Origin of the sequence: Rhizobium sp. TAL182 (genome assembly GCF_002117725.1) — a bacterium.
GTDB classification, from domain to species: Bacteria; Pseudomonadota; Alphaproteobacteria; order Rhizobiales; family Rhizobiaceae; genus Rhizobium; species Rhizobium esperanzae.
The window spans coordinates 219,708-242,206 of sequence record NZ_CP021029.1 but is presented as its reverse complement, the minus strand read 5'-3'; the positions used below and the strand labels follow the sequence as shown (position 1 = coordinate 242,206).

The 22,499-nt window shown below is 62.8% G+C and carries 12 protein-coding genes; 5 read left to right on the top strand and 7 right to left on the bottom strand.

Features of this window, described 5'->3' with window-relative positions:
* Positions 1-107 precede the first annotated feature (107 nt).
* Genes Tal182_RS30230 through glgB form a run of 3 tightly spaced genes read left to right on the top strand, consistent with a single transcriptional unit; the run spans position 108 to position 8,809 of the window.
* Complete coding sequence (locus Tal182_RS30230) at positions 108-3,332, top strand: alpha-1,4-glucan--maltose-1-phosphate maltosyltransferase (protein ID WP_085861917.1); 3,225 nt, start codon at positions 108-110, stop codon at positions 3,330-3,332.
* Positions 3,333-6,614: a maltose alpha-D-glucosyltransferase gene (gene treS, locus Tal182_RS30225; protein WP_085861916.1), complete on the top strand. Its 3,282-nt coding sequence runs from the start codon at positions 3,333-3,335 to the stop codon at positions 6,612-6,614.
* Positions 6,611-8,809 (top strand): 1,4-alpha-glucan branching protein GlgB, encoded by a 2,199-nt coding sequence (glgB, locus tag Tal182_RS30220; RefSeq protein ID WP_085861915.1) that lies wholly within the window; start codon positions 6,611-6,613, stop codon positions 8,807-8,809. The genes treS and glgB overlap by 4 nt, the downstream gene beginning before the upstream one ends.
* A gap of 21 nt (positions 8,810-8,830) precedes the next feature.
* Here the strand turns inward: glgB and Tal182_RS30215 are convergent, their stop codons facing one another.
* Positions 8,831-10,456, bottom strand: a complete 1,626-nt coding sequence (locus Tal182_RS30215; protein ID WP_085861914.1) for a thiamine pyrophosphate-dependent enzyme — start codon at positions 10,454-10,456, stop codon at positions 8,831-8,833.
* 25 nt (positions 10,457-10,481) lie between these two features.
* On the bottom strand, positions 10,482-11,660 hold the full coding sequence (locus Tal182_RS30210; RefSeq protein ID WP_085861913.1) for an amino acid aminotransferase: 1,179 nt from the start codon (positions 11,658-11,660) through the stop codon (positions 10,482-10,484).
* A gap of 155 nt (positions 11,661-11,815) precedes the next feature.
* Between Tal182_RS30210 and Tal182_RS30205 the strand changes: the two genes are divergently transcribed.
* Complete coding sequence (locus Tal182_RS30205) at positions 11,816-12,283, top strand: Lrp/AsnC family transcriptional regulator (RefSeq protein WP_085861912.1); 468 nt, start codon at positions 11,816-11,818, stop codon at positions 12,281-12,283.
* A 12-nt stretch (positions 12,284-12,295) separates the two neighbouring features.
* On the opposite strand, the gene Tal182_RS30200 is transcribed toward Tal182_RS30205, so the two are convergent.
* The 5 genes from Tal182_RS30200 to Tal182_RS30180 form a co-directional block, all read right to left on the bottom strand.
* Entirely contained in the window at positions 12,296-13,057 is a 762-nt protein-coding gene (locus tag Tal182_RS30200; RefSeq protein WP_085861911.1) for an ABC transporter ATP-binding protein, read from the bottom strand.
* Positions 13,054-14,094 carry an iron ABC transporter permease gene (locus Tal182_RS30195; protein ID WP_085861910.1) on the bottom strand — a complete coding sequence of 347 codons (1,041 nt, stop codon included), beginning with the start codon at positions 14,092-14,094 and terminating at the stop codon, positions 13,054-13,056. The genes Tal182_RS30200 and Tal182_RS30195 overlap by 4 nt, the downstream gene beginning before the upstream one ends.
* Positions 14,091-15,116 (bottom strand): ABC transporter substrate-binding protein, encoded by a 1,026-nt coding sequence (locus Tal182_RS30190; RefSeq protein ID WP_085861909.1) that lies wholly within the window; start codon positions 15,114-15,116, stop codon positions 14,091-14,093. Before Tal182_RS30190 ends, Tal182_RS30195 begins: the two co-directional genes overlap by 4 nt.
* Positions 15,117-15,267: 151 nt before the next feature.
* Positions 15,268-15,549: a hypothetical protein gene (locus Tal182_RS30185; protein ID WP_064807554.1), complete on the bottom strand. Its 282-nt coding sequence runs from the start codon at positions 15,547-15,549 to the stop codon at positions 15,268-15,270.
* A 27-nt stretch (positions 15,550-15,576) separates the two neighbouring features.
* On the bottom strand, positions 15,577-16,029 hold the full coding sequence (locus Tal182_RS30180) for a hypothetical protein (protein WP_085861908.1): 453 nt from the start codon (positions 16,027-16,029) through the stop codon (positions 15,577-15,579).
* Between the two features lie 168 nt (positions 16,030-16,197).
* On the opposite strand from Tal182_RS30180, the gene Tal182_RS30175 reads away from it, so the two are divergent.
* A complete protein-coding gene (locus tag Tal182_RS30175; protein WP_085861907.1) occupies positions 16,198-22,497 on the top strand; it encodes a HAMP domain-containing protein in 6,300 nt (2,099 codons plus the stop codon).
* Positions 22,498-22,499: the final 2 nt, after the last annotated feature.

Sequence of the window (22,499 nt, the reverse complement as noted above, 5' to 3'; positions counted from 1 at the left end):
GGGCGCGTCCCGGGTTCCCATGCCCATGCAGCCGTGAATTGACGACTTGAGTGGAACAACCTCCGTCAAAAGAAGTTTGCCTGAAAAGCAACGCGAGGCGGCGGCCGATGTTACTCTCTGCGAAGCAGGGTGCGTTCAGCACCCCACCCCGGATCTATTATGTCAACCCGCTACTTCTCCAAGGCATCGATGCATGGGGCGAGGTTTTCGGCCATGCGGCGGATACTGGCTTCGATTATGTTCTGACGGCGCCGCTCTTCGACCGAGGCGGGGACTGCAGCGTCTTTACCTCCCGGGATTTCGATCGTCTCGATCCTGAACTGCAGCTCGGAAGCGCGGTCGATGATGGGATATCGCGCTTGGCGGAGGCCGCGGAGAAGGGCGGCGTCGGCCTGATGATGGACCTGATGCTCGACGGGAAAGTCGGCGATGCGCAAGCGGTTCGTCCGGTCGATCCTCGACGCTCGCCGCTCGATCCGGCGGAGCCGATGAACACGATCGGGTCCGAGCGGCAATTGCGTTTGTTGGGGGAGTGGACCGAACGGCTGTGGCGGCTGTCCGGGCTCGGCCTCTCCGGCTACCGGGTACTCGGAATCGATCGCGCCGCACCGGCGCTTTTCAAATCGCTGATCGCTTCGGTGCGCGAGAAGGCCGACGCGCAATTCCTCGCCTGGACGCCCGGCACCGATTTTGCGGTGAGAAGAGCGATCGCGGATGCGGGCTTCTCAGGATGCTTTTCATCGATGGCCTGGTGGGATCTCGACGAGAGATGGTTTGTCGAGGAGCATCGCGTCCAGGAGGCGCTCGGCTGGCAGGTCGCCTTTCCCGAACCGCCATTCGCCAGGCGCATTGCACACGGGACCGAGAGCCGAGAAATCCTCGAGCGGCGCGCCGTGAGAGCGCTGCACCTTGCCGCCTCGCTTGGCGGCGGTCTCATGGTTCCCATGGGTTTCGAATATGGTGCGGCGACACCGCTCGATCCGACCCACGGCGATGGTTCGGGGCTGCGGAAGCTGCGCCATGATCTCGCCTTCGACATCTCCTCCGAGATACGCGTCGCCAATGCCGAGATCGGCAGGGCCGGCCAGGCGCGCGCTCCATCGCTCCGCCTGATCCGCAACGCGAACGGGCCGGTCTCGGCGCTTGTGCAATCCGAGGAGCAGGATCTTCGCACCGCATCGAATGTACGGTTCGTCCTGATTAATCGGGACCTCCGGAGAAGCGCATCCGCGCCGATGACGGCGCTTCGCGAGGCGGCCTCCGGTTATCTTCCCGTCGCGGCCGATGGCGCGGTCCTGCGCCTGCGGGCAGGGGAGACCCGGATCATCGAAAGCAAAGCGCCGGAGCCGATCGCATCCAGACCTGCCCTCGACGTTGAGCAGGCGATCGCCTCGCCGCGGCTCGCCATCGAGAACATCATGCCGCGGGTCGATGACGGACGCTTTCCTGTCAAGCGTGTGATCGGCGAGACCGTCACCGTCGAGGCCGATATATTTGCCGACGGCCACGACCCGATCGCGGCCGTCCTGCTCTGGCGGCCGCACGACGCCATGGCGGAGTGGAAAGAGACCAAGATGCAGCTGGTCGAGAACGACCGCTGGCGCGCCGAATTCCTGCTGGAGCGCATCGGGCGCCACGAGTTCGCGGTCGAAGCGTGGAAGAACCCGTTCACGATCTTCCGCTACGAACTGACCAAGAAGAACGATGCCAGGCTGGACCTGAAGCTGGAGCTTCAGGAGGGATTGAACCTCGTCCGGGCCGCGAAGGCCGAAGCGCCGCCGGCACTCGGCGCCGACCTGCAGGTGCTCATCGACAGTCTTGAAAACGCGTCGGATGCCGAGCGCACGGCAATCCTGCTCGATCCCGAGACCTCCGAGTTGATGAACAAGGCTGACAGGCGGCCTTTCCGGCTTCGCTCCACGACGAGCGCCGTCGATGCCGAACGCAAATCGGCAGCCTTTGCCAGTTGGTACCAGATCTTCCCGCGCTCCCAGAGCGGCGATCCGAACCGGCACGGCACCTTCGACGATGTCATCCCGAGGTTGGCGGATATCCGAGATATGGGCTTCGACGTGCTCTATTTCCCGCCGATCCATCCGATTGGATCGACCAACCGGAAGGGGCGCAACAACAGCCTGAAGGCAGTACCCGGCGATCCCGGAAGTCCCTATGCCATCGGCTCCGAAGAGGGCGGCCATGATGCCATTCATCCCGAGCTCGGCGATTTCGAGGATTTCGGCCGGCTGGTCGAGGAGGCGGGCCGGCATGGGCTGGAGATCGCGCTCGATCTTGCGATCCAGGCTTCGCCGGATCATCCCTGGCTGACGGAGCACCCTGGCTGGTTCGACTGGAGGCCCGACGGGACGATCAAATATGCCGAAAACCCGCCGAAAAAATACGAGGACATCGTCAATGTCGATTTTTATACGAAAGACGCGCTGCCTTCTCTGTGGGTGGAACTCCGGGACGTCGTCCAGCTCTGGGTCGACCAGGGCGTCAAGCTGTTTCGGGTCGACAACCCGCACACCAAGCCCTTTCCGTTCTGGGAATGGCTGATCGGCGATATCAGGGCGCGTCATCCCGAGGTCGTCTTCCTGTCGGAAGCCTTCACCAGACCGAAGGTCATGTACCGGTTGGCGAAGATCGGCTTCTCCCAGTCCTATACCTATTTCACCTGGCGCAATACCAAGTGGGAGCTCGAGCAATATATGCGGGAGCTGACCGAGGCTGCGCCGAAGGAATTCTTCCGCCCGCATTTCTTCGTCAACACCCATGACATCAATCCGGATTTTCTCCAGAACGCGCCGCGTCCGGCCTTCCTGATCCGCGCGGCACTCGCCGCAACGCTTTCCGGACTGTGGGGCGTCTATAACGGCTTCGAACTTTGCGAGGGGCGTCCCGACGCCAAGCGCAAGGAATATGCCGATAGCGAAAAATACGAGATCCGCGCCTGGGATTACGACCGGCCGGGCAACATCATCGCTGAAATCCGGATGCTGAACCGCATCCGGAACGAAAACACCGCGCTGCATTCGCATCTCGGGCTGACGCTGCTGAACGCCTGGAACGACAACATCCTGTTCTTCGAAAAGGCGAGCCGCGCCCGCGACAATGTCTTGCTGATCGCGATCAGCCTCGACCCCCACAATTTTCAGGAAAGCGATGTCGAACTGCCGCTTTGGAAGTGGTCGTTGGATGATGGCGGCGCGCTCGACGCCGAGGATTTGGTCACGGGGCAACGGTTCAGGTGGAGCGGCAAGCGGCAGAGAGTGGGTTTCGATCCTCAGATCCTGCCTTTTGCGATCTGGCGCGTTCGCGCAGCGGAGGCATGAATGGACACGATGAATCCCGGTGGCGTCGACCCGCTGCTCTGGTACAAGGATGCGATCATCTACCAGCTGCACATCAAGTCGTTCTACGACGCCAATGGCGATGGCGTCGGCGATTTTGCCGGCCTGCACCAGAAGCTCGATCACGTCGCAGCACTCGGCGTCAACGCCATCTGGCTTTTGCCTTTCTTTCCCTCACCGCGTCGTGACGATGGTTACGACATTGCCGACTACGGCAATGTCAGCCCGGATTACGGGACCGTGGAGGATTTCCGCGCTTTCGTCGACGCCGCCCATCAGCGCAACATCCGCGTCATCATCGAGCTCGTCATCAACCACACTTCCGACCAGCATCCCTGGTTCCAACGCGCACGCCAGGCGCCGGCGGGATCGCCGGAGCGGGATTTCTATGTCTGGTCGGACAGCGATCAGAAATTCCCGGAAACGCGCATCATCTTCCTCGACACGGAGAAATCCAACTGGACATGGGATGCTGCCGCCGGCGCTTACTACTGGCACCGCTTCTATTCCCACCAGCCGGACCTCAACTTCGATAGCCCGCTTGTGATGGAGGAGCTGCTGAAGGTGATGCGCTTCTGGCTGGAAACCGGCATCGATGGTTTCCGCCTCGACGCGATCCCGTACCTCGTCGAGCGCGAGGGGACGATCAACGAAAACCTTCCCGAGACCCATGCGATCCTCAAGCGCATGCGTGCCGCCCTCGACGCTACTCATCCCGGCGTGATGTTGCTTGCCGAGGCCAATCAATGGCCCGAGGACACGCGCGAATATTTCGGCGAAGGCGACGAATGCCATATGGCGTTCCACTTCCCGCTGATGCCGCGCATGTATATGGCGATCGCCAAGGAAGACCGCTTTCCGATCACCGACATCCTGCGCCAGACCCCTGAAATCCCGGAGAATTGCCAATGGGCGATCTTCCTGCGCAATCATGACGAGTTGACGCTGGAAATGGTCACCGACGCCGAGCGGGATTATCTTTGGAAGACCTATGCTTCCGACAAGCGCGCTCGCATCAATCTCGGCATCAGGCGACGCCTGGCGCCGCTGATGGAGCGCGACCGCCGGCGCATAGAGCTGATGAACGCGCTTCTTCTGTCGATGCCGGGGACGCCCGTGATCTATTACGGCGATGAGATCGGCATGGGCGACAACATCTATCTCGGCGACCGCGACGGGGTGCGGACGCCGATGCAATGGTCGCCCGACCGCAACGGCGGCTTCTCGCGGACAGACCCGGCGCGCCTCGTCCTGCCGCTGATCGCCGATCCGCTCTATGGCTTCGAGGCCGTCAATGTCGAAGCCCAGAGCACCGATGCGCATTCGCTGCTCAACTGGACGCGCAAGATGCTGGCGCTGCGTGGCAGGCATCCGGCCTTCGGACGCGGTTCGCTGCGTTTCCTTTCGCCTGAGAACCGCAAGATCCTGGCCTATCTCAGGGAATATGAGGGCGAGACGCTGATGTGCGTCGCAAACCTCTCGCGGCTGCCCCAGGCGGTCGAGCTCGACCTCTCGGCCTTCGAGGGCCGCGTGCCGATCGAACTGACGGGCATGTCGCCTTTTCCGCCGATCGGGCAACTGACCTATCTCCTGACGCTGCCGCCCTATGGCTTCTTTTGGTTTCAGCTGGAAGCGGATGCCGATCCGCCGGCATGGCGCACCGCGCCGCCGGAACAGCTTCCCGACCTCGTGACGATGGTGATCCGCCGCGGTCTGCTCGATCTCGTCGATGAGCCGCGGTTGGGACGCGTCCTTAGCAACGAAATTCTGCCCGCTTATCTCGCCAAGCGGCGCTGGTTCGGGGCGAAGGACCAGCCGCTTCAGGCGGCTCGGCTGATCTCGGCAACGCCAATCCCCTATGCCGATGGGATCGTTCTCGGCGAGTTGGAGGTGGAGCTGCCGGATCACAGCGAATCCTATCAGTTGCCGCTGGCGGTCGCCTGGGACGATGCGCAACCCTCCGCTCTGACGCAGCAGCTCGCGCTCGGGCGGGTTCGTCAGGGCAGGCGGGTCGGCTTCCTGACGGATGGCTTCGCGATCGAGCCGATGGCGCGGGGCATTCTGCGCGGGCTGGCCGACCGCTCGCGCATTACCGGACGTACCGGCACCCTCGAATTTCTCGGCACCGAACGGCTCGATCGCCTGCAGGTTGCCGACGGCATGCCGGTTCATTGGCTCTCGGCCGAGCAATCGAACAGTTCGCTGATCGTCGGCGACGTCGCCATGATCAAGCTGATCCGGCACATTTTTCCGGGCGTCCATCCGGAGGTGGAGATGACGCGGTTTCTGACCTGCGCGGGTTACGATCACACCGCGCCGTTGCTCGGCGAGATCGCGCACACCGATTCCAGCGGCCGCCGCTCGACCTTGATCATCGTCCAGGGTGCGATCCGGAACCAGGGCGACGCCTGGAACTGGATGCTGAACAATTTGCGCCGCGCGGCCGACGAGCTCGTGCTGAACGATCCGGCAGTCGAGCCTGGCGACGACGTCTTCCGGCCGCTGATCAGCTTCGTTGCCATGGTCGGCATGAGGCTCGGCGAATTGCATGTCGTCCTCTCCGGAGAAAACGCCGACGAGGCTTTCAGTCCTGTCGTCGCCGGTAACGATGAGGTCGAGGCAATCAAGAAGGCGGTGGCGGGCGAGGTCGCCTATGCCATGTCGAAATTGGCAGAACGCGACGAGAATGCCGATCCCGCGATCGATCTGCTCGCCCGCCCGCTTCTGGAACGCCGCTCCGAACTCGTCGAACTTGGCGCGCGCCTGGCGGAGAGTGCTCGGGGCACACTGATGACGCGCACGCATGGCGACTTCCATCTCGGCCAGATCCTGGTCAGCGAGGGCGATGCCGTCATCATCGATTTCGAGGGCGAACCCGCGAAGAACCTCGCCGAACGCCGCGCCAAGACCGTTCCGCTCCGCGACGTCGCCGGACTTTTGAGATCGCTGAGCTATCTCGTCGCCACTGCGCAGCTCGACAATGACGCGGTCACCGAACATGAAAACGATGTGCGCCGTAACGCCATCGCCCGCTTCGGGCGCAATGCCGAACAGGCTTTTCTCGATGCCTATTGGCAAGCGATCTCCGCATCGAAGGCGCTCGCCATGCCGACCGAACAACGACGGAGGGTTCTCGATGCCTTTCTTCTCGAAAAGGCCGCTTATGAAATTGCCTATGAGGCCCGCATCAGGCCGAAGTGGCTGCCGATCCCGCTCGCCGGCCTTACCGAAATCGTATCGCGCCTAGCGGGGGTCAAGGCATGAATGTTGAACGCTCGGAACTTCTCGCCGGCATCGGACATGATGCCCTCTGGGCCCTGATCGAGGGACGCCACGGCGATCCCTTCTCGATCCTCGGTCCGCATGAAAGCGGCGGCATGACGATCGTGCGCGTATATCTGCCGGGTGCCGAAGGCGTCGATCTCATCGAAGCGGCGAGCGGCAGGGTGGTGATACCCTTCAGCATCGCTCACCCCTCCGGCCTGTTTGCGGCGGCGATGGGTTCGAGGATGGCTTACCGGTTGCGGATCACATGGCCGGATGGCGAGCAGATCACCGAGGATCCCTACAGCTTCGGGCTTCTGCTGGGAGAGCTCGATCTCCACCTGATCTCCGAGGGCACCCATTACAGCCTGAGCCGGACGCTCGGCGCCGTTGAAATGTCGGTCGACGACGTCGCGGGCGTCCGCTTCGCCGTCTGGGCTCCGAATGCCCGCCGCGTTTCGGTTGTCGGCGATTTCAACGCCTGGGACGGGCGGCGAAACCCGATGCGGCTGCGGCAGTCCGCCGGCGTCTGGGAGCTGTTCATGCCCCGGCTAGCGCCCGGCGAAAGATACAAGTTCGAGATCATCGATCCGCATGGAAATTGCTTGCCGCAGAAGGCCGATCCGGTGGCGAGAGCGAGCGAAGCCGCCCCGTCCACCGCTTCGATCGTCGCATCCTCGACACGATTTCGATGGACGGATGACAATTGGATGAAGGGCCGGTCGCGAGAGCAAAGACTGGAAGGGCCGATCTCCGTCTATGAGGTGCATGCCGGTTCCTGGCTGCGGGAGAATGGCGGGCGGTCGCTCGACTGGGCCGAACTCAGTCAGCGGCTCGTTCCCTATGTTCGCGAGATGGGATTCACCCATATAGAGCTGCTGCCGATCATGGAGCACCCCTTCGGCGGCTCCTGGGGTTATCAGCCGCTCGGCCTCTTCGCCCCGACCGGCCGTTATGGCACGCCTGAGGATCTCGCCTATTTCATCGACCGCTGCCATGGCGCCGGGATCGGCGTCATCCTCGATTGGGTGCCGGCCCATTTTCCCACCGACGTCTGGGGGCTCGCCCGCTTCGACGGCACCGCGCTCTACGAACACGAGGACCCGCGTGAAGGCTTTCATCGCGACTGGAATACGCTGATCTACAATCTCGGCCGCAACGAGGTGAAAGGCTTCCTGATCGCCAGCGCCCTGGAATGGCTCGAACGCTACCATATCGACGGGTTACGCGTCGACGCCGTCGCCTCGATGCTCTACCGCGACTACAGCCGCAACGAGGGGGATTGGATTCCGAACCGGTATGGCGGCCGTGAGAACCTGGAAGCGGTGGAATTCTTCAAGCATCTGAACAGTATCGTTCACGAGCGCTGCCCGCATGCCATGACGATCGCCGAGGAATCGACGGCTTGGCCAGGTGTCACCAAGCCGCCGGAAGAGGGCGGGCTCGGCTTCGACATCAAGTGGAACATGGGCTGGATGCACGACAGCCTGAGCTACATCGAGAAAGATCCCGTCTACCGGAGCTACCACCACGGCACGATGACCTTCGGCATGATCTATGCCTATTCCGAGCGCTTCATCCTGCCGATTTCGCACGACGAGGTCGTTTATGGAAAAGGCTCGCTGCTCGGCAAGATGCCGGGCGACGAGTGGCAGAAATTCGCCAATCTGCGCAGTTACCTCGCCTTCATGTGGGGCCATCCCGGAAAGAAGCTGATGTTCATGGGAGGCGAGATCGCCCAGCCGGGCGAGTGGAACCATGACGCGTCAATCGCCTGGAACGTGCTGGACCGGCCGGCCCATGCCGGGCTTCAGCGGCTGGTCAAGGATTTGAACGGCTTTTACGCCGAAGAGCCGGCCCTGCAGTTCGGCGATTTCCATCCCGAAGGCTTCGAATGGGCGGCGGCGGACGATGCCGTCAATTCCGTCCTCGGCATGCTGCGTTACGCCGAGAATCGTGCTTCGTCGGTTCTCGTCGTCTCGAATTTCACGCCGGTGCCCCGTTACGGCTACCGGATCGGCGTGCCGCAGGACGGCGTGTGGATCGAGCGGATGACGACGGATGCGCGCGAATATGGCGGCTCCGGCCTCGTCAATGGCGCAGTGTCGAGCGAACCCGTACCCGCGCACGGCAGGCCGCATTCGCTCTCGCTGACGCTGCCGCCGCTGGCAACGATCTTTCTCAAGTCACCTTGATAGGGCTTCACGTCGTTCCGGTCATTCGTGCGGAGCCGGATGGATGAAAGGCCAGGGGCTTGCCTCCGATCCCTTTTCGACCGGAACTTCGATCAGAACGGGCTCATCGAGTGAGAGCGCTTTCTCCAGTATGTCTTTCAACTCCCCGGGGCTCGTCGCCTTGAAAGATCGGATGCCGAAGCTCTTGCCGAGGGCGACGAAATCGGGATTGGTCAGATCCGAGCCGAGAGTGCGGCCCTTGTAGGTCTGCTTCTGGTCGCGCAGCACATTGCCGTAGGCGGAATTGTTGAAGACGATGGCGACGACGGCGATCTTGTGCTGGACGGCAGTGGCAAGTTCCTGGACGCCGAACATGAAGCCGCCATCGCCCGAAACGGAGACCACAGCTTTATCGGGATGGGCGACTTTCACGCCCAAGGCCGTATTGAAGCCGAAACCGAGATTGTCCTGGTAGCCGCATGTCACGTATTGGCGAGGGCCATAGGTCGGGAAGGCAAAGCGGGCGGTAAAGCCCATCTGACTGATTTCCTCGACGAAGAAGCCGTCTCTCGGCAGGGCTTCGCGAATGGCTTCGAGATAGCCAAGCTGTGGCTGCACCGCCGAAAACCGAGACCTTGCCTCTTCATTGAGTTCGGCAAATTCACGCGTGCGATCCTCACGGCTGGAACCGCCTAGCGCATCGATCAGCGCCTGCGTTCCATCCCTGGCGTCCGAGATGATGCCGACATCAGGCTTGAGCCGGACCATTTCGGTTGGATCGATATCGATGCGAATGATCTTGAGCCCCTCGGGCAGCCACTTCCAGCGCATGAACTGCAATTCGAGCCGGCTGCCGATCCCGATCAGCACGTCGACCTTCTTCCAATATTCATAGGCGGCTACGAAATTCAAATAGTTCGGATGGTCGTCGGGCACGATGCCCTTGCCGGAGCGATGCGATGTCACCGGCGCCTGCAGCAGTTCCGCAAGCGCGGCGATCTCCGCTCCGGCATCCGCCGCGCCGCCGCCGACCATGATCATCGGATTGCTGGCGCCTGATATCAGCGCCGCCGCGGCAGCGATCTGATCGGGATTGACTGCCGGATGAGGCGCTCTCGCGCCGACGGGAACGTCGATTTCAGGGGCGGACTGTCCGAACACGTCCCAAGGGGCTTCGACCGCTCCCGGCCCCTGACGGCCGGAGAGCATCTTGGCGACGACCCCGGCCATAACGGAACCGGCCTCCGACTGGTGGTTGATGCGCTCGGCCGTCTTGGTAATCCCGCGCATTGTCGCGATCTGATCCGGCAGTTCGTGCAGCTGTCCTCTGCCTCGGCCGATCAGATGCGACATGATGTTGCCGGTGATACAGAGCACTGGCGCGTTGGCGCCGTAAGCGGTGCAGAGGGCCGCGCCGGAATTGAGGACGCCTGGGCCGGGGACGACGGTATAGGCGCCGATCCGGCCGGTGGACTTGGCATAGCCGTAGGCCATGTAGGCAGCCCCCTGTTCATGCCGGGTGTGAATGAAGCGGATCTTGTCGCCGGCGTCATAAAGGGCGTCGTTGAAATCATACATATGGGCGCCGGGGATGCCGAAGATCGTGTCGATCCCATGGGCGACAAGCGAACGGGTGATCGCCTGGCCGGTCGTTTCTTTCCTGCTCATTCGGAGGCTCCAACGATGTGTTCGGTTATGATTTCAGGCAGCCTTCGGCCCGGAGCGCGGCGACAATGACACCGGCATCGGCGGGCTGCATGCCGGCGAGATTCATGCGCCCGGAATCCGCCATGTAGATGCCATGGTTTGCCCTGAGCGCGACCGCCGTTTCCTTGCGCATGGAGAGATTGGAGAACAGGCCACGTTGCCGGCTGATGAAGGCCAGCTCCGGAGAGGCAGCGGCCAGCGCCGCGCGATTGCCGTTGACGCGCTCGCACATCTCTTCGAGTTCAACGCGCCACATCGCCGTCATTTCCGGGCTTTCGAGAATACACCTGACAATGGCGGCGCCATGATCCGGCGGCATGGACCAGTTGACGCGGGCAAGCGCCGCCATGTTGCTTTCTGCCTTTCTGACGTCATCGGCATTGCGGGCCACGACATAGAGCGCGCCGACGCGTTCGCGATAGAGGCCGAAGTTCTTGTCGCAGGAATAGGCGATCAGCGCTTCCTCGACCGCGTCGAGGATCATGCGCGTCGGCGCGGCATCCTGTTCGAGACCGTCGCCCAGGCCCTGATAGGCAAGATCGATGAAGGGCACGAGCCTGCGTGCAACGAGGAGATCGGTAATCTCTCGCCACTGTTCCATGGTGAAGTCAATGCCGGTCGGATTATGGCAGCAACCATGAAGCAGGACGACGTCGCCTTTCCCAGCGGAAGACAAGGCGTCGACGACGCTTTCGAATGTCACCTGCTGTAACGTCAGGTCGACGAAGGCGTATTCCTTCACGTCCAAGCGTGCCGAAGCGAAAATCGGTGCATGATTGGGCCAGCTCGGCGTTCCTAAGAGAACCTTCGCCGATGGGTTTGCCGTTTGGATGAGCTCCGCGCCGATACGGAGCGCGCCGCTGCCGCCGGGCGTTTGAATACCGGCAAGCCGTTGGGCGAATGTCGGCGAGTTGCCGAAGATGATCGGCCTAAGCAGGCGGACGAATTGCAGATCGCCTTCGGGGCCGAGATATTTCTTGCTGTCCTGGGTCTCCAGGAGAAACTGCTCCGCCGCCTTGACGGCCCGCATGACGGGCGTGCGTCCCATGGCATCGCGATAGACGCCGACGCCGAGGTCGATCTTTTCGGGACGATCGTCGGCCTGGAAGGCCTTGATGAGTGCGAGCAGGCTATCGGCCGGCCGGTTCTTCAGTTCCTCAAACACAGGTCCACCTCCGTTTTTGATGTCATTGGCTGGAGATTAACGGAACTTTCGCGACGAATTTCTGCGATTATCACCTTTCGCCGCCATATCGATGCAGACAATCGGCGAGGAGCGGCTATATTGCGCAGAAATTCCCCTTATATGAGAGGCGGGCCATGCTCGACCAGTTCGATGTCAAATTGCTTGCCGCTCTGCAGCAGAACAGCGAGCTGACGCAGAGCGAACTGTCTCTGAAGGTCAATCTCTCCGCGACCCAATGCGCCCGCCGTTTGGAAAGATTGCGCAAAGAGCAATATATCCAGAGCGTCGTCGCCATCCTCAATCCGGTAAAACTGGGTTTCACCGTCGTCGCGCATACGCTTGTCAGCCTCCGAGCCCATACCGAAGGCGGAAACGAGCGGCTCCATCGTTTCATCGAGACCGCGCCGGAGATCCTGGAATGTTATTCGCAGACCGGTGACGCCGATTTTCTGATGAAGGTCATGACGCGCGACCTCGACCATCTCAGCCAGTTCCTCGAAAGAATGATCCGGGTCATCGATAACCTGGCCTCGGTCAAATCGAGCATCGTCCTCAAGACGATCAAAAAGACGACCGCTTTGCCGCTGCAGATCGTGACGTGAGAGCGGCCGTTCTCACCTGAGATAGTGGATATGCGGGCGCGAATGATGGGGGGAGGCTTCGATGCGGGCCTCGACCGAAAAGACCTCGCGCAGCAGCGTCTCGCTCAGCACGTCCTCAGATGCGCCTGACGCGACGATCCTGCCCTGCTGCATGATAATAAGCTCATCGCAGAACATGGCGGCATGGTTGAGATCGTGCAGGGCGACGATGCTGGTGATCGGCAGGCCGGAGACGAGCCGCATCAGGCCGATCTGGTGCTGGATGTCGAGATGATTTGTCGGTTCGTCGAGGATGAGTTCCTGCGGCGACTGAGCGAGCGCCCTGGCGATGTGGGCGCGCTGTTTTTCGCCGCCCGACAGACTCTGCCAGCGCTCGTCGCGCTTTTCGGCCATGCCGGCGCGCGCGAGCGCGGCCTCGACCGCCTCTTCGTCGGCTCTCGTCCAGCCCGAAAACATCGACCGGTGGGGGAAGCGGCCGAGCTTGACGACGTCGACGACCTTCAGATTGGCATTGGTCGTGGCGTGCTGCTCGACGAAGGCGATGCGCCGGGCGATCGAGCGGCGGCTGATCGTGCCGATATCGCTGCGGTCGAGGGTGACGCGGCCGGAATGCGGCCGCTTGAGCCCAGCGAGAAGCCGCAGCAGCGAGGTCTTGCCGGAGCCGTTCGGTCCGAGCAGGCCGAGCATCCGGCCGGGCTGCGCCTCCATGGAAACGCCGTCCAAAATGGTCTTCCTGCCAATTTTCCAGGTGAGGTTGTCGGCCTTGATGCTCATGACGCGCGCTGGAACCGGTAGAGGATGATCGAGAAGAAGGGCACGCCGACCAGCGCCGTGACGACGCCGATCGGCAGGATCTGGTTGGGAATGAGGGCGCGTGCGGCAATGTCGGCGAGCACCATGAAGATGGCGCCTGATATGGCACAGGCCGGCAGCAGACGGATATGCAGCGGCCCGACGACGAAGCGGGCGACATGCGGCACGACAAGACCGACGAAACCGATCGAGCCGACCATGCTGACGATGGTGGCCGTCATCATCGCGGTCACCGCAAAGAGCGCCATTCTGGCGCGGCCGACATTGACGCCGAGCGAGGATGCCGCCTCATCGCCGAAAGCGAAGGCGTCTAGCACGCGGGCGTAAAGCAGACAGGCGGCGAGGCCGAAGCCGACGACGATCGAGACCAGCGCGAATTCCGGCCAGCGCACGCCGCTGAAGCTGCCGAGCAGCCAGAACATGACGTCGCGGGCCTGCTGCGCATTGGCCGAGGTCGTGACGATGTAGGAGGTCGAGGCGTTGAAGAGCTGCGATGCGGCGACACCGGCGAGGATGGTGCGGTCGGCGCCGCCGCGCGTCCCGTTCGAAAGCAGCGCCACGAAGAAGAAGGCGGCGAAGGCGCCGGCAAAGGCGCCTGCCGACAGCGACACCGCACCCGCGCCGAGGCCCAGGATGACGATTGCGACGGCCCCGGTGGAGGCGCCGGCGGAGATGCCGAGCACATAGGGTTCGGCGAGCGGATTGCGCAGCAGCGACTGCATGATGGCGCCTGATAGCGCCAGTCCCGCGCCGCAGAAGGCGGCGACGAGCGCGCGGCTGAGCCGATAATCCCAGATGACGGTCTCGTGGATGCGGTTCAGCTCGACCGCGGTCCATCCGAGCCGGTTGGTGACGGCCGAGAAGGTGGTCGCAAGCGGGATCGGCAGGTCGCCGATGCCGACGCTGGCGCCGACGACCATCGCGATGAGGCAGAGGGAGCCCAAGAGCAGTGCCGTGACCGCTCCCACTTGCCGGAAGAGGCGGCCCGCTTCCGTCACTTCAGGAGACCAAGCGCCTTCATCTGCTCGGCAACCTGCTCGGCGCCGTAGATCGTGCGGATGGTCGGGTTCATCGCCTGGCCGTCCATCACGACGAGCGCCTTGTTCTTGACGGCCGGGATCTGGCTGACGGCCGGATCGGTGTTCAGGAAGTTGATCTTGGCCTCGGGCTTGTCGAGCTCCCAGCGGTTGCGGTCGAGGCTGGCGACGACGATGACGTCGGGATTGGCGGCGATGATGCCTTCCCAGCCGACAGTCGGCCATTCCGCATCCACGGTGATCGCATTGTGGCCGCCAAGGAGGTCGGCGATGAAGCCGGAGGCGCTGTTCTTGCCGCCGACATAGGCATCGGCCGACGGGCTGGGGCTGGAGAACCAGAAGACGTAGGAGAGGTTCTGGCCGTCCTTGGAAACGCTCCCGCGAAGCTTGGCTTCACGCGCCTTGAAGTCGGCAATCAGCGCCTGGCCGCGATCGGCGACATCGAAAATCTGAGATAGTTCGTCGATCTCCTTGTAGAGGAGATCCATGTTCCACAACTCGCCGCGGCTGCCGTACTGATCCTTGACGTCCTTGGTGCTGAGGCAGGTGCTCGGCGAGAGATAGGTTGAAACACCGACCTTGTCGAAATCCTCGCGCTTGGCGATCTTGCTGTTTGGCCCGACGAGGCTCGGCAGAGCCACCGCCACGAAATCGGGATTTTCGGCGAGCATGGATTCGAAGGTCGGCATCTCCACAGTCAGGAGCTTGACCTTGGCATTGGCTTCGGCGAGCTGCGGCAGGACCTTGCTCGGCCAGAAGGCCGTGCCGACCATCTTGTCCTGAAGGCCGAGCAGCAGCAGGATCTCCGCGCTGTTCTGGCCAAGGCCGATCGCCCGCTCGGGCGCCTTCTTGAAGGTCACTTCGGCGCCGCAATTTTCGAGCGTCAGCGGGTAGGTCGTCGAACCGGCGAATGACGGGGCTGCGGCAAGGCCGATCAGGGCGGAGAGGCCGCAGGCGGCCAGAAGTGATTTGAGGCTGGTCACGATGAAAATCCCGGTGCGTGAATATATGCGGCCGGGGTATAGCCACAGGAACGACCGGAAAACAAGACAAAAATGATCAACTTATTGCAAAAATCGACGGCACTGAACACTGCCGCCGGAACAGTGTTCGCCAGCGTCGATTCGAACACGGTCAGCTAAGCTTGCCGACAAGCTTGGCATAGTCCGAAAACGTCGCCCCTTCGCCTTTGCTGCCGGCTTCGCCGGCAAGCTGCAGCACGCGGATCGGAAACAGGATCGCCGCGAGGTTGGCGCCGGACAGCTCGTGATCGTCATCCTGCTCGATCGCCCTTTTAGCCTTCGAAAGCGCGGTATCGAGTTCCCCGCGTGTGAGCAATTCCTTTTCGACGATCGCGTCGCATATCGAGGCCATCGCCATGATCAGGCCTTTAAGCTGCAGATTGGCGGTATTCATGAGAACTCCCAGGTGAAGAAAGGATTTCTAGTCCTGTTCGACCGGCCGTATCGTATCGACCGAGACCGTGCCGTCGAGGATACCCCGCTTTATATCACGTCTGTCCCGATCGATCTCGATCACGGTGTAGAGTTTGTCGTCACGAAAGGCGCTGGCATTGGCTGTGGTGACATCTTCGGCGGGCGCCGCATCGACTTCCATGAAATCGAGCTCGCGCGCCGCGGCAACGATCCTGGCATCGCCGGTCGTCCGGGCGGCGACGACGACGGCGCCGTGGTTGGGGGCATTGCCCCATCTGGGATCGTCTGGCCTGGCGATCGGCTCCAGCCGGTAGATGTTCAGCACCTCGCCGCCGGTTTCGGACGATGCCTCCGCCGCGGCATCCTGCATCTGCGCCTGGCTCTCGACCGACTTTCCGAAGGTCGTCGGGCTGGTCGCATTGTTGATCTCTTCCTTGCCTGTCCTTGAGACGTTCGACATGTCGCTCTCCTTGTCAGGACGGAAACGACGGCCGGCGGGAAACTGTTCCCACGCAGGCAAAGTTTGGCCGCTGACATTGGGTTAGGCCTATCTCTGCAACCCTGCGGCACACCCATACACTTTTTCCAGTCGAGCACTAGTTACCCTCTGTCAAACAGGGGGGATTTCGTGAGCACGCAAACCGGTGAATTTTCGCGCGACGACGCTGCGGCCGAGAGCCTCAACGGGCACGACCACAAAAGCATGGCGTTCGAGGATGCCAGCGCCCTTTTGGAGGTGCTGGTCGCGGTCAGACGCGGCGATTTTTCCGTGCGGATGCGCTCCGACCTGACCGGGGTTACCGGCAAGGTCGCCGATGCGCTGAACGACATCATCGCCGCCAACCAACGTATGGCCCAGCAGCTCGAACATGTCGGTCAGGTCGTCGGCCGCGACGGGCGGACGAGCACGCGCGTGCGCTTCGGCCTGTCCGATGGTTCATGGTCGGAAATGGAAGGCTCGATCAACGGCCTGATCGACGATCTCCTGTGGCCGACGACGGCGGTCACACGCACGATCACCGCAGTCGCCAAGGGAGATCTGCTGCAGACCGTGCCGCTCGATGTCGACGGACGGGCGCTGAAAGGCGAATTCCTGCGCTCGGCCGATATCGTCAATACGATGATCAAGCAGCTGAGCGTCTTCACCTCGGAGGTGACGCGTGTCGCCCGCGAGGTCGGCACCGACGGTAAGCTCGGCGGGCAGGCGCAGGTGCCGGAGGTGACGGGCGTCTGGAAGGACCTGACCGAAAGCGTCAATTCGATGGCCTCGAACCTGACGGCGCAGGTGCGCAATATCGCGGAGGTGACGATCGCCGTTGCGAACGGCGACCTTTCCAAGAAGATCACCGTCGACGTGCGCGGCGAAATCCTGCAGCTGAAGGAAGCGATCAACACCATGGTCGACCAGCTGCGCTCCTTCGCTTCCGAAGTGACGCGCGTCGCCCGCGAAGTCGGCACCGAAGGCAAGCTCGGCGGCCAGGCGCTCGTGCCTGGCGTCGCCGGCACCTGGAAGGATCTGACCGACTCCGTCAACGCCATGTGCGGCAACCTGACCGCGCAGGTGCGCAACATCGCCCAGGTGACGACGGCGGTGGCGCGCGGCGACCTCTCGCGCAAGATCACCGTCGACGTCTCGGGCGAAATCCTCGAACTCAAGGAAACCATCAATACGATGGTGGATCAGTTGAACGGCTTTGCCGGCGAAGTCACGCGCGTGGCGCGCGAAGTCGGCACCGAAGGTCGGCTCGGCGGCCAGGCTCAGGTGCCAGGTGTCGCGGGCACCTGGAAGGATCTGACCGACAACGTCAATTCGATGGCGTCGAACCTGACGGCGCAGGTACGCAATATCGCGGAAGTCTCCACGGCCATCGCCAATGGCGACCTGTCGAAGAAGATCACGGTGACGGTGTCGGGCGAAATCCTCGAACTCAAGGAAACCATCAATACGATGGTCGATCAGCTGAACGCCTTTGCCTCGGAAGTGACGCGCGTTGCCCGCGAAGTGGGCACGGAAGGCCGGCTCGGCGGTCAGGCGAACGTACGTGGCGTCGCCGGCACCTGGAAGGATCTGACCGAAAACGTCAACTCGATGGGCGGCAACCTGACGGCGCAGGTGCGGAACATCGCGGAAGTTTCCACGGCCATCGCCAATGGCGACCTGTCGAAGAAGATCACCGTCGACGTGAAGGGGGAAATTCTCGAACTCAAGGAAACCATCAATACGATGGTCGACCAGCTGAACGCCTTCGCTTCGGAAGTGACGCGTGTGGCGCGTGAGGTCGGCACGGAAGGCCGGCTCGGTGGTCAGGCCAACGTGCGCGGCGTCGCCGGCACCTGGAAGGATCTGACCGACAGCGTCAATTCCATGGCCTCGAACCTCACCGGCCAGGTGCGCAACATCGCCGAAGTCGCGACTGCGGTCGCTCAAGGCGACCTTTCCAAGAAGATCACCGTTCCGGTGTCGGGCGAAATCCTGGAGCTGAAGGAGACCATCAATACGATGGTCGATCAGTTGAACGGCTTTGCCGGCGAGGTGACGCGCGTGGCGCGCGAGGTGGGTACCGAAGGCCGGCTCGGCGGCCAGGCGAACGTGCTCGGTGTGGCCGGCACCTGGAAGGACCTGACCGACAGCGTCAACTCCATGGCCGGCAACCTGACGGCGCAGGTGCGCAACATCGCCGAAGTCTCGACCGCGATCGCCAATGGCGACCTGTCGAAGAAGATCACGGTATCGGTTTCGGGCGAAATCCTCGAGCTCAAGGAAACGCTGAACACCATGGTGGATCAGCTGAACCGCTTCGCATCGGAAGTCACCCGTGTTGCCCGCGAAGTCGGCACCGAGGGCAAGCTCGGCGGTCAGGCGCAGGTGCCGGGCGTCGCCGGCACCTGGAAGGACCTCACCGAAAACGTCAACTCGATGGCCTCGAACCTGACAGGCCAGGTGCGCAACATCGCCGAAGTCACCACCGCGGTGGCGCGCGGTGACCTCTCGCGCAAGATCACCGTCGACGTGAAGGGCGAAATTCTCGAACTGAAGAACACCATCAACACGATGGTGGACCAGCTCAACGCCTTCGCCGGCGAAGTGACGCGCGTTGCCCGCGAAGTCGGCACCGAAGGCAAGCTCGGCGGCCAGGCCCAGGTTTCCGGTGTCGCCGGCACCTGGAAGGACCTGACCGACAGTGTCAACTCCATGGCCGGCAATCTGACGGCGCAGGTGCGCAATATCGCCGAGGTGGCGACCGCGATCGCCAATGGGGACCTGTCGCGCAAGATCACCGTCGATGTGCGCGGCGAAATCCTGCTGCTCAAAGATACCTTGAATACCATGGTCGACCAGCTTCGCTCCTTCGCCGGCGAAGTGACCCGTGTGGCGCGCGAAGTCGGCACTGACGGCCGACTCGGCGGCCAGGCCGTCGTTCCCGGTGTCGCCGGCACGTGGAAGGACCTGACCGACAACGTCAACCTGCTCGCCGCCAACCTCACGACCCAGGTTCGCAATATCGCCGAAGTGACGACGGCGGTGGCGCGTGGCGACCTCTCGCGCAAGATCACCGTCGACGTGAAGGGCGAAATCCTTGAACTGAAGAACACCATCAATACGATGGTCGATCAGCTCAACGCGTTTGCCGGCGAGGTGACGCGTGTGGCTCGCGAAGTCGGCACCGAAGGCAAGCTGGGCGGCCAGGCGCAGGTGCCCGGTGTCGCCGGCACCTGGAAGGATCTGACTGACACCGTCAACGTCATGGCCGCCAACTTGACCGAACAGGTGCGCGGTATCGTCAAGGTGGTGACGGCGGTGGCGAACGGCGACCTCAAGCAGAACCTCACCGTCGCCTCCAAGGGGGAGGTGGCAGCCCTTGCCGAAACCATCAACAACATGACCAATACGCTCGCGACCTTCGCCGACCAGGTGACCACAGTGGCGCGCGAGGTCGGCGTCGAGGGCCGCCTCGGCGGCCAGGCGAATGTGCCCGGTACCGCGGGAACGTGGAAGGACCTGACCGGCAACGTCAACCTGCTTGCCGCCAACCTGACGACCCAGGTGCGCGCCATCGCCGAGGTCGCCACCGCCGTCACCAAGGGCGACCTGACGCGCTCGATCAAGGTCGATGCGCGCGGCGAAGTGGCCGAGCTCAAGGACAACATCAACACGATGATCGACAACCTGCGCCTGACGACGGAGCGCAACACCGAGCAGGATTGGCTGAAGACCAACCTGGCGCGCTTTACCAACATGCTGCAGGGACAACGCGATCTGACGCTGGTCGGCAAGATGCTGCTGTCGGAGCTGGCGCCGCTGGTCGGCGCACATCAGGGCGTGATCTACCAGGTCGATGCCGACGAGAGCCAGCCATTCCTGTCGCTGCTCTCCGTCTATGCGCAAGGGGTCGAGGCGGCGCATCCGCCGCGGCTCGACTTCGGCCAGGGCCTCGTCGGCCAGTGCGCGAGCGATGCCCGCCGCATCCTGGTCACCGATCTGCCCGAGAATGTCGTCCCGATCAGCTCTGGCGTGTTCACGACGCTTCCCAGAAGTGCCATCGTGCTGCCGGTGCATTTCGAGGGGCAGGTGAAGGCGGTGATCGAGCTTGCCTCTGCAGGCGAATTCACCGAGCTGCAACTCTCATTCCTCGACCAGCTGACCACGTCGATCGGCATCGTGCTCAACTCGATCGAAGCGACGATGCAGACCGAAGGCCTTCTCAAGCAATCGCAGCAGCTCGCCGCCGAACTGCAGACGCAGCAGCGCGAGCTGCAGCAGACCAATGAACAGCTCGGCCAGAAGGCGCAGCAGCTGGAGGAGCGCAACGTCGAAGTCGAGGCGAAGAATCAGGAGATCGAGCAGGCCCGCCGGGCACTTGAGGAAAAGGCCACCGAACTGGCGCTGACTTCGAAGTATAAATCCGAATTCCTCGCCAACATGTCGCACGAGCTGCGCACGCCTTTGAACTCGATCCTCATCCTCGGCCAGCAGCTCGGGGAAAATCCCGACGGCAACCTGTCGGTCAAGCAGGTCGAGTTTGCAAAGACCATCCACGGCGCGGGCACCGATCTGCTCAACCTCATCAGCGATATTCTCGATCTCTCGAAGATCGAGTCCGGCACGGTCTCGGTCGACGCAGAGGAGATCTTCGTCAGCAACCTGCTCGAGGTGATGGCGCGGCCGTTCCGGCACGAGGCGGAAAACCGCAACCTGTCCTTCGCGGTCGAAGTCGGCGCCGACGTCACGAAGAGTATCATCACGGACTCGAAGCGACTGCAGCAGATCCTCAAGAACCTGCTCTCGAACGCCTTCAAGTTCACCGCGCAGGGCGGCGTCACGCTTCGCGTTGCATCGGTGACGAGCGGCTGGTCGCCGGAGCATCCTTCGCTGCGGCACGCGCCTTCCGTCATCGCCTTCGAAGTGGTCGATACCGGCATCGGCATACCGCCCGAAAAGCAGCGCATCATCTTCGAGGCGTTCCAGCAGGCGGATGCCTCGACCAGCCGCAAATATGGCGGCACCGGCCTCGGGCTGGCGATCAGCCGCGAACTGGCGAACCTGCTTGGCGGCGAAATCCAGCTGCGCAGCACTCCGGGTGTCGGCAGCACCTTCGTGCTTTACCTGCCGCTCACCTATGTCGGCGCCGGTGCGGTGGCGCCGAAGCCTGCTCCGGCAGCGGCGAACGTCGTCGAGTTCGCCGAGGCGGCTGCTCGCCGGGCGGAGAAACCTGTCGAACATGTCGCCGACGATCGTCACCGGATCGAACCCGGCGACTCCGTGCTGCTCGTCGTCGAGGACGATGCGCATTATGCCCGCGTCCTCGTCGATCTCGCCCGCGACAACGGTTTCAAGGTACTGGTCGCGATGCGCGGCAGCGACGCGCTTGTTCTCGCGCAGGAGTACAAGCCGTCAGCGATCTCGCTCGATATCTTTCTGCCTGACATGCTCGGCTGGACGGTGCTGAGCCAGCTCAAGCAGAATTCGCAGACGCGGCACATTCCGGTGCAGATCATCAGCCTCGACGAGGATCGTCAGCATGGGCTGACCCGCGGCGCCTTCGCCTTCATGAGCAAGCCGACGACGCCGGAAGGCCTCGGCAAAGCCTTGTCTCGGCTGAAGGCCTATGCCGAGCCGCGGCGCAAGCAGCTGCTGCTGGTGGAAGACAACGAGGCCGAGCGCATGAGTGTCACCGCCCTTCTCGGGCACGACGACATCGACATCACGAGCGTCGGCTCCGGATCGGAGGCGCTCGCCGTTCTCCGCCAGGGCTCGGCTGATTGCGTCGTGCTCGACCTCACACTGCCTGACATGTCCGGCTTCGAGGTGCTGGAACATATCCGCGACGACGCCGAGATCGGCGAAGTGCCGGTCGTCGTCTTCACCGGCCGGGAGCTTTCGCCGGACGAGGATGCGACGCTGCACAGCATGGCTCGCAGCGTCGTGGTGAAGGGCGTGGAGTCGCCCGAACGCCTGCTCGACGAGACGGCGCTTTTCCTGCATCGGGTGGTTGCCGACCTGCCGGCCGCAAAGCAGGCGACGCTGCAGGAATTGCACAGCTCGGACGAGGATCTGGTCGGCGAGACCGTGTTGCTCGTCGATGACGATGCCCGCAACATCTTTGCGCTGAGCAGCGTTCTCGAACGCCGGGGGATGAGGGTGCTAACGGCGACGACGGGCAGCGAGGCGATCGACGTCATCAACACAGAGCCCTCGGTGGCGTTCGTGCTGATGGACATCATGATGCCCGGGATGGACGGCTATGAGACGATGCAGGTCATCCGCTCTGAGCCGCGCTTCCGGCGGCTGCCGATCCTGGCGCTGACGGCCAAGGCGATGAAGGGGGACCGGGAGAAATGCCTGGAAGCCGGCGCGTCGGACTACCTGGCAAAGCCCGTCAACACCGAGCAGCTCCTATCGGCTCTGCGCATGTGGCTGCACCGCTGAGG

Coding starts and splice junctions, on each gene's coding strand:
- Tal182_RS30215 (WP_085861914.1), bottom strand. CDS start 10,456: ATGAGCAGGAAAGAAACGACCGGCCAGGCGATCACCCGTTCGCTTGTC.
- Tal182_RS30180 (WP_085861908.1), bottom strand. CDS start 16,029: ATGTCGAACGTCTCAAGGACAGGCAAGGAAGAGATCAACAATGCGACC.
- Tal182_RS30185 (WP_064807554.1), bottom strand. CDS start 15,549: ATGAATACCGCCAATCTGCAGCTTAAAGGCCTGATCATGGCGATGGCC.
- glgB (WP_085861915.1), top strand. CDS start 6,611: ATGAATGTTGAACGCTCGGAACTTCTCGCCGGCATCGGACATGATGCC.
- Tal182_RS30230 (WP_085861917.1), top strand. CDS start 108: ATGTTACTCTCTGCGAAGCAGGGTGCGTTCAGCACCCCACCCCGGATC.
- Tal182_RS30200 (WP_085861911.1), bottom strand. CDS start 13,057: ATGAGCATCAAGGCCGACAACCTCACCTGGAAAATTGGCAGGAAGACC.
- treS (WP_085861916.1), top strand. CDS start 3,333: ATGGACACGATGAATCCCGGTGGCGTCGACCCGCTGCTCTGGTACAAG.
- Tal182_RS30205 (WP_085861912.1), top strand. CDS start 11,816: ATGCTCGACCAGTTCGATGTCAAATTGCTTGCCGCTCTGCAGCAGAAC.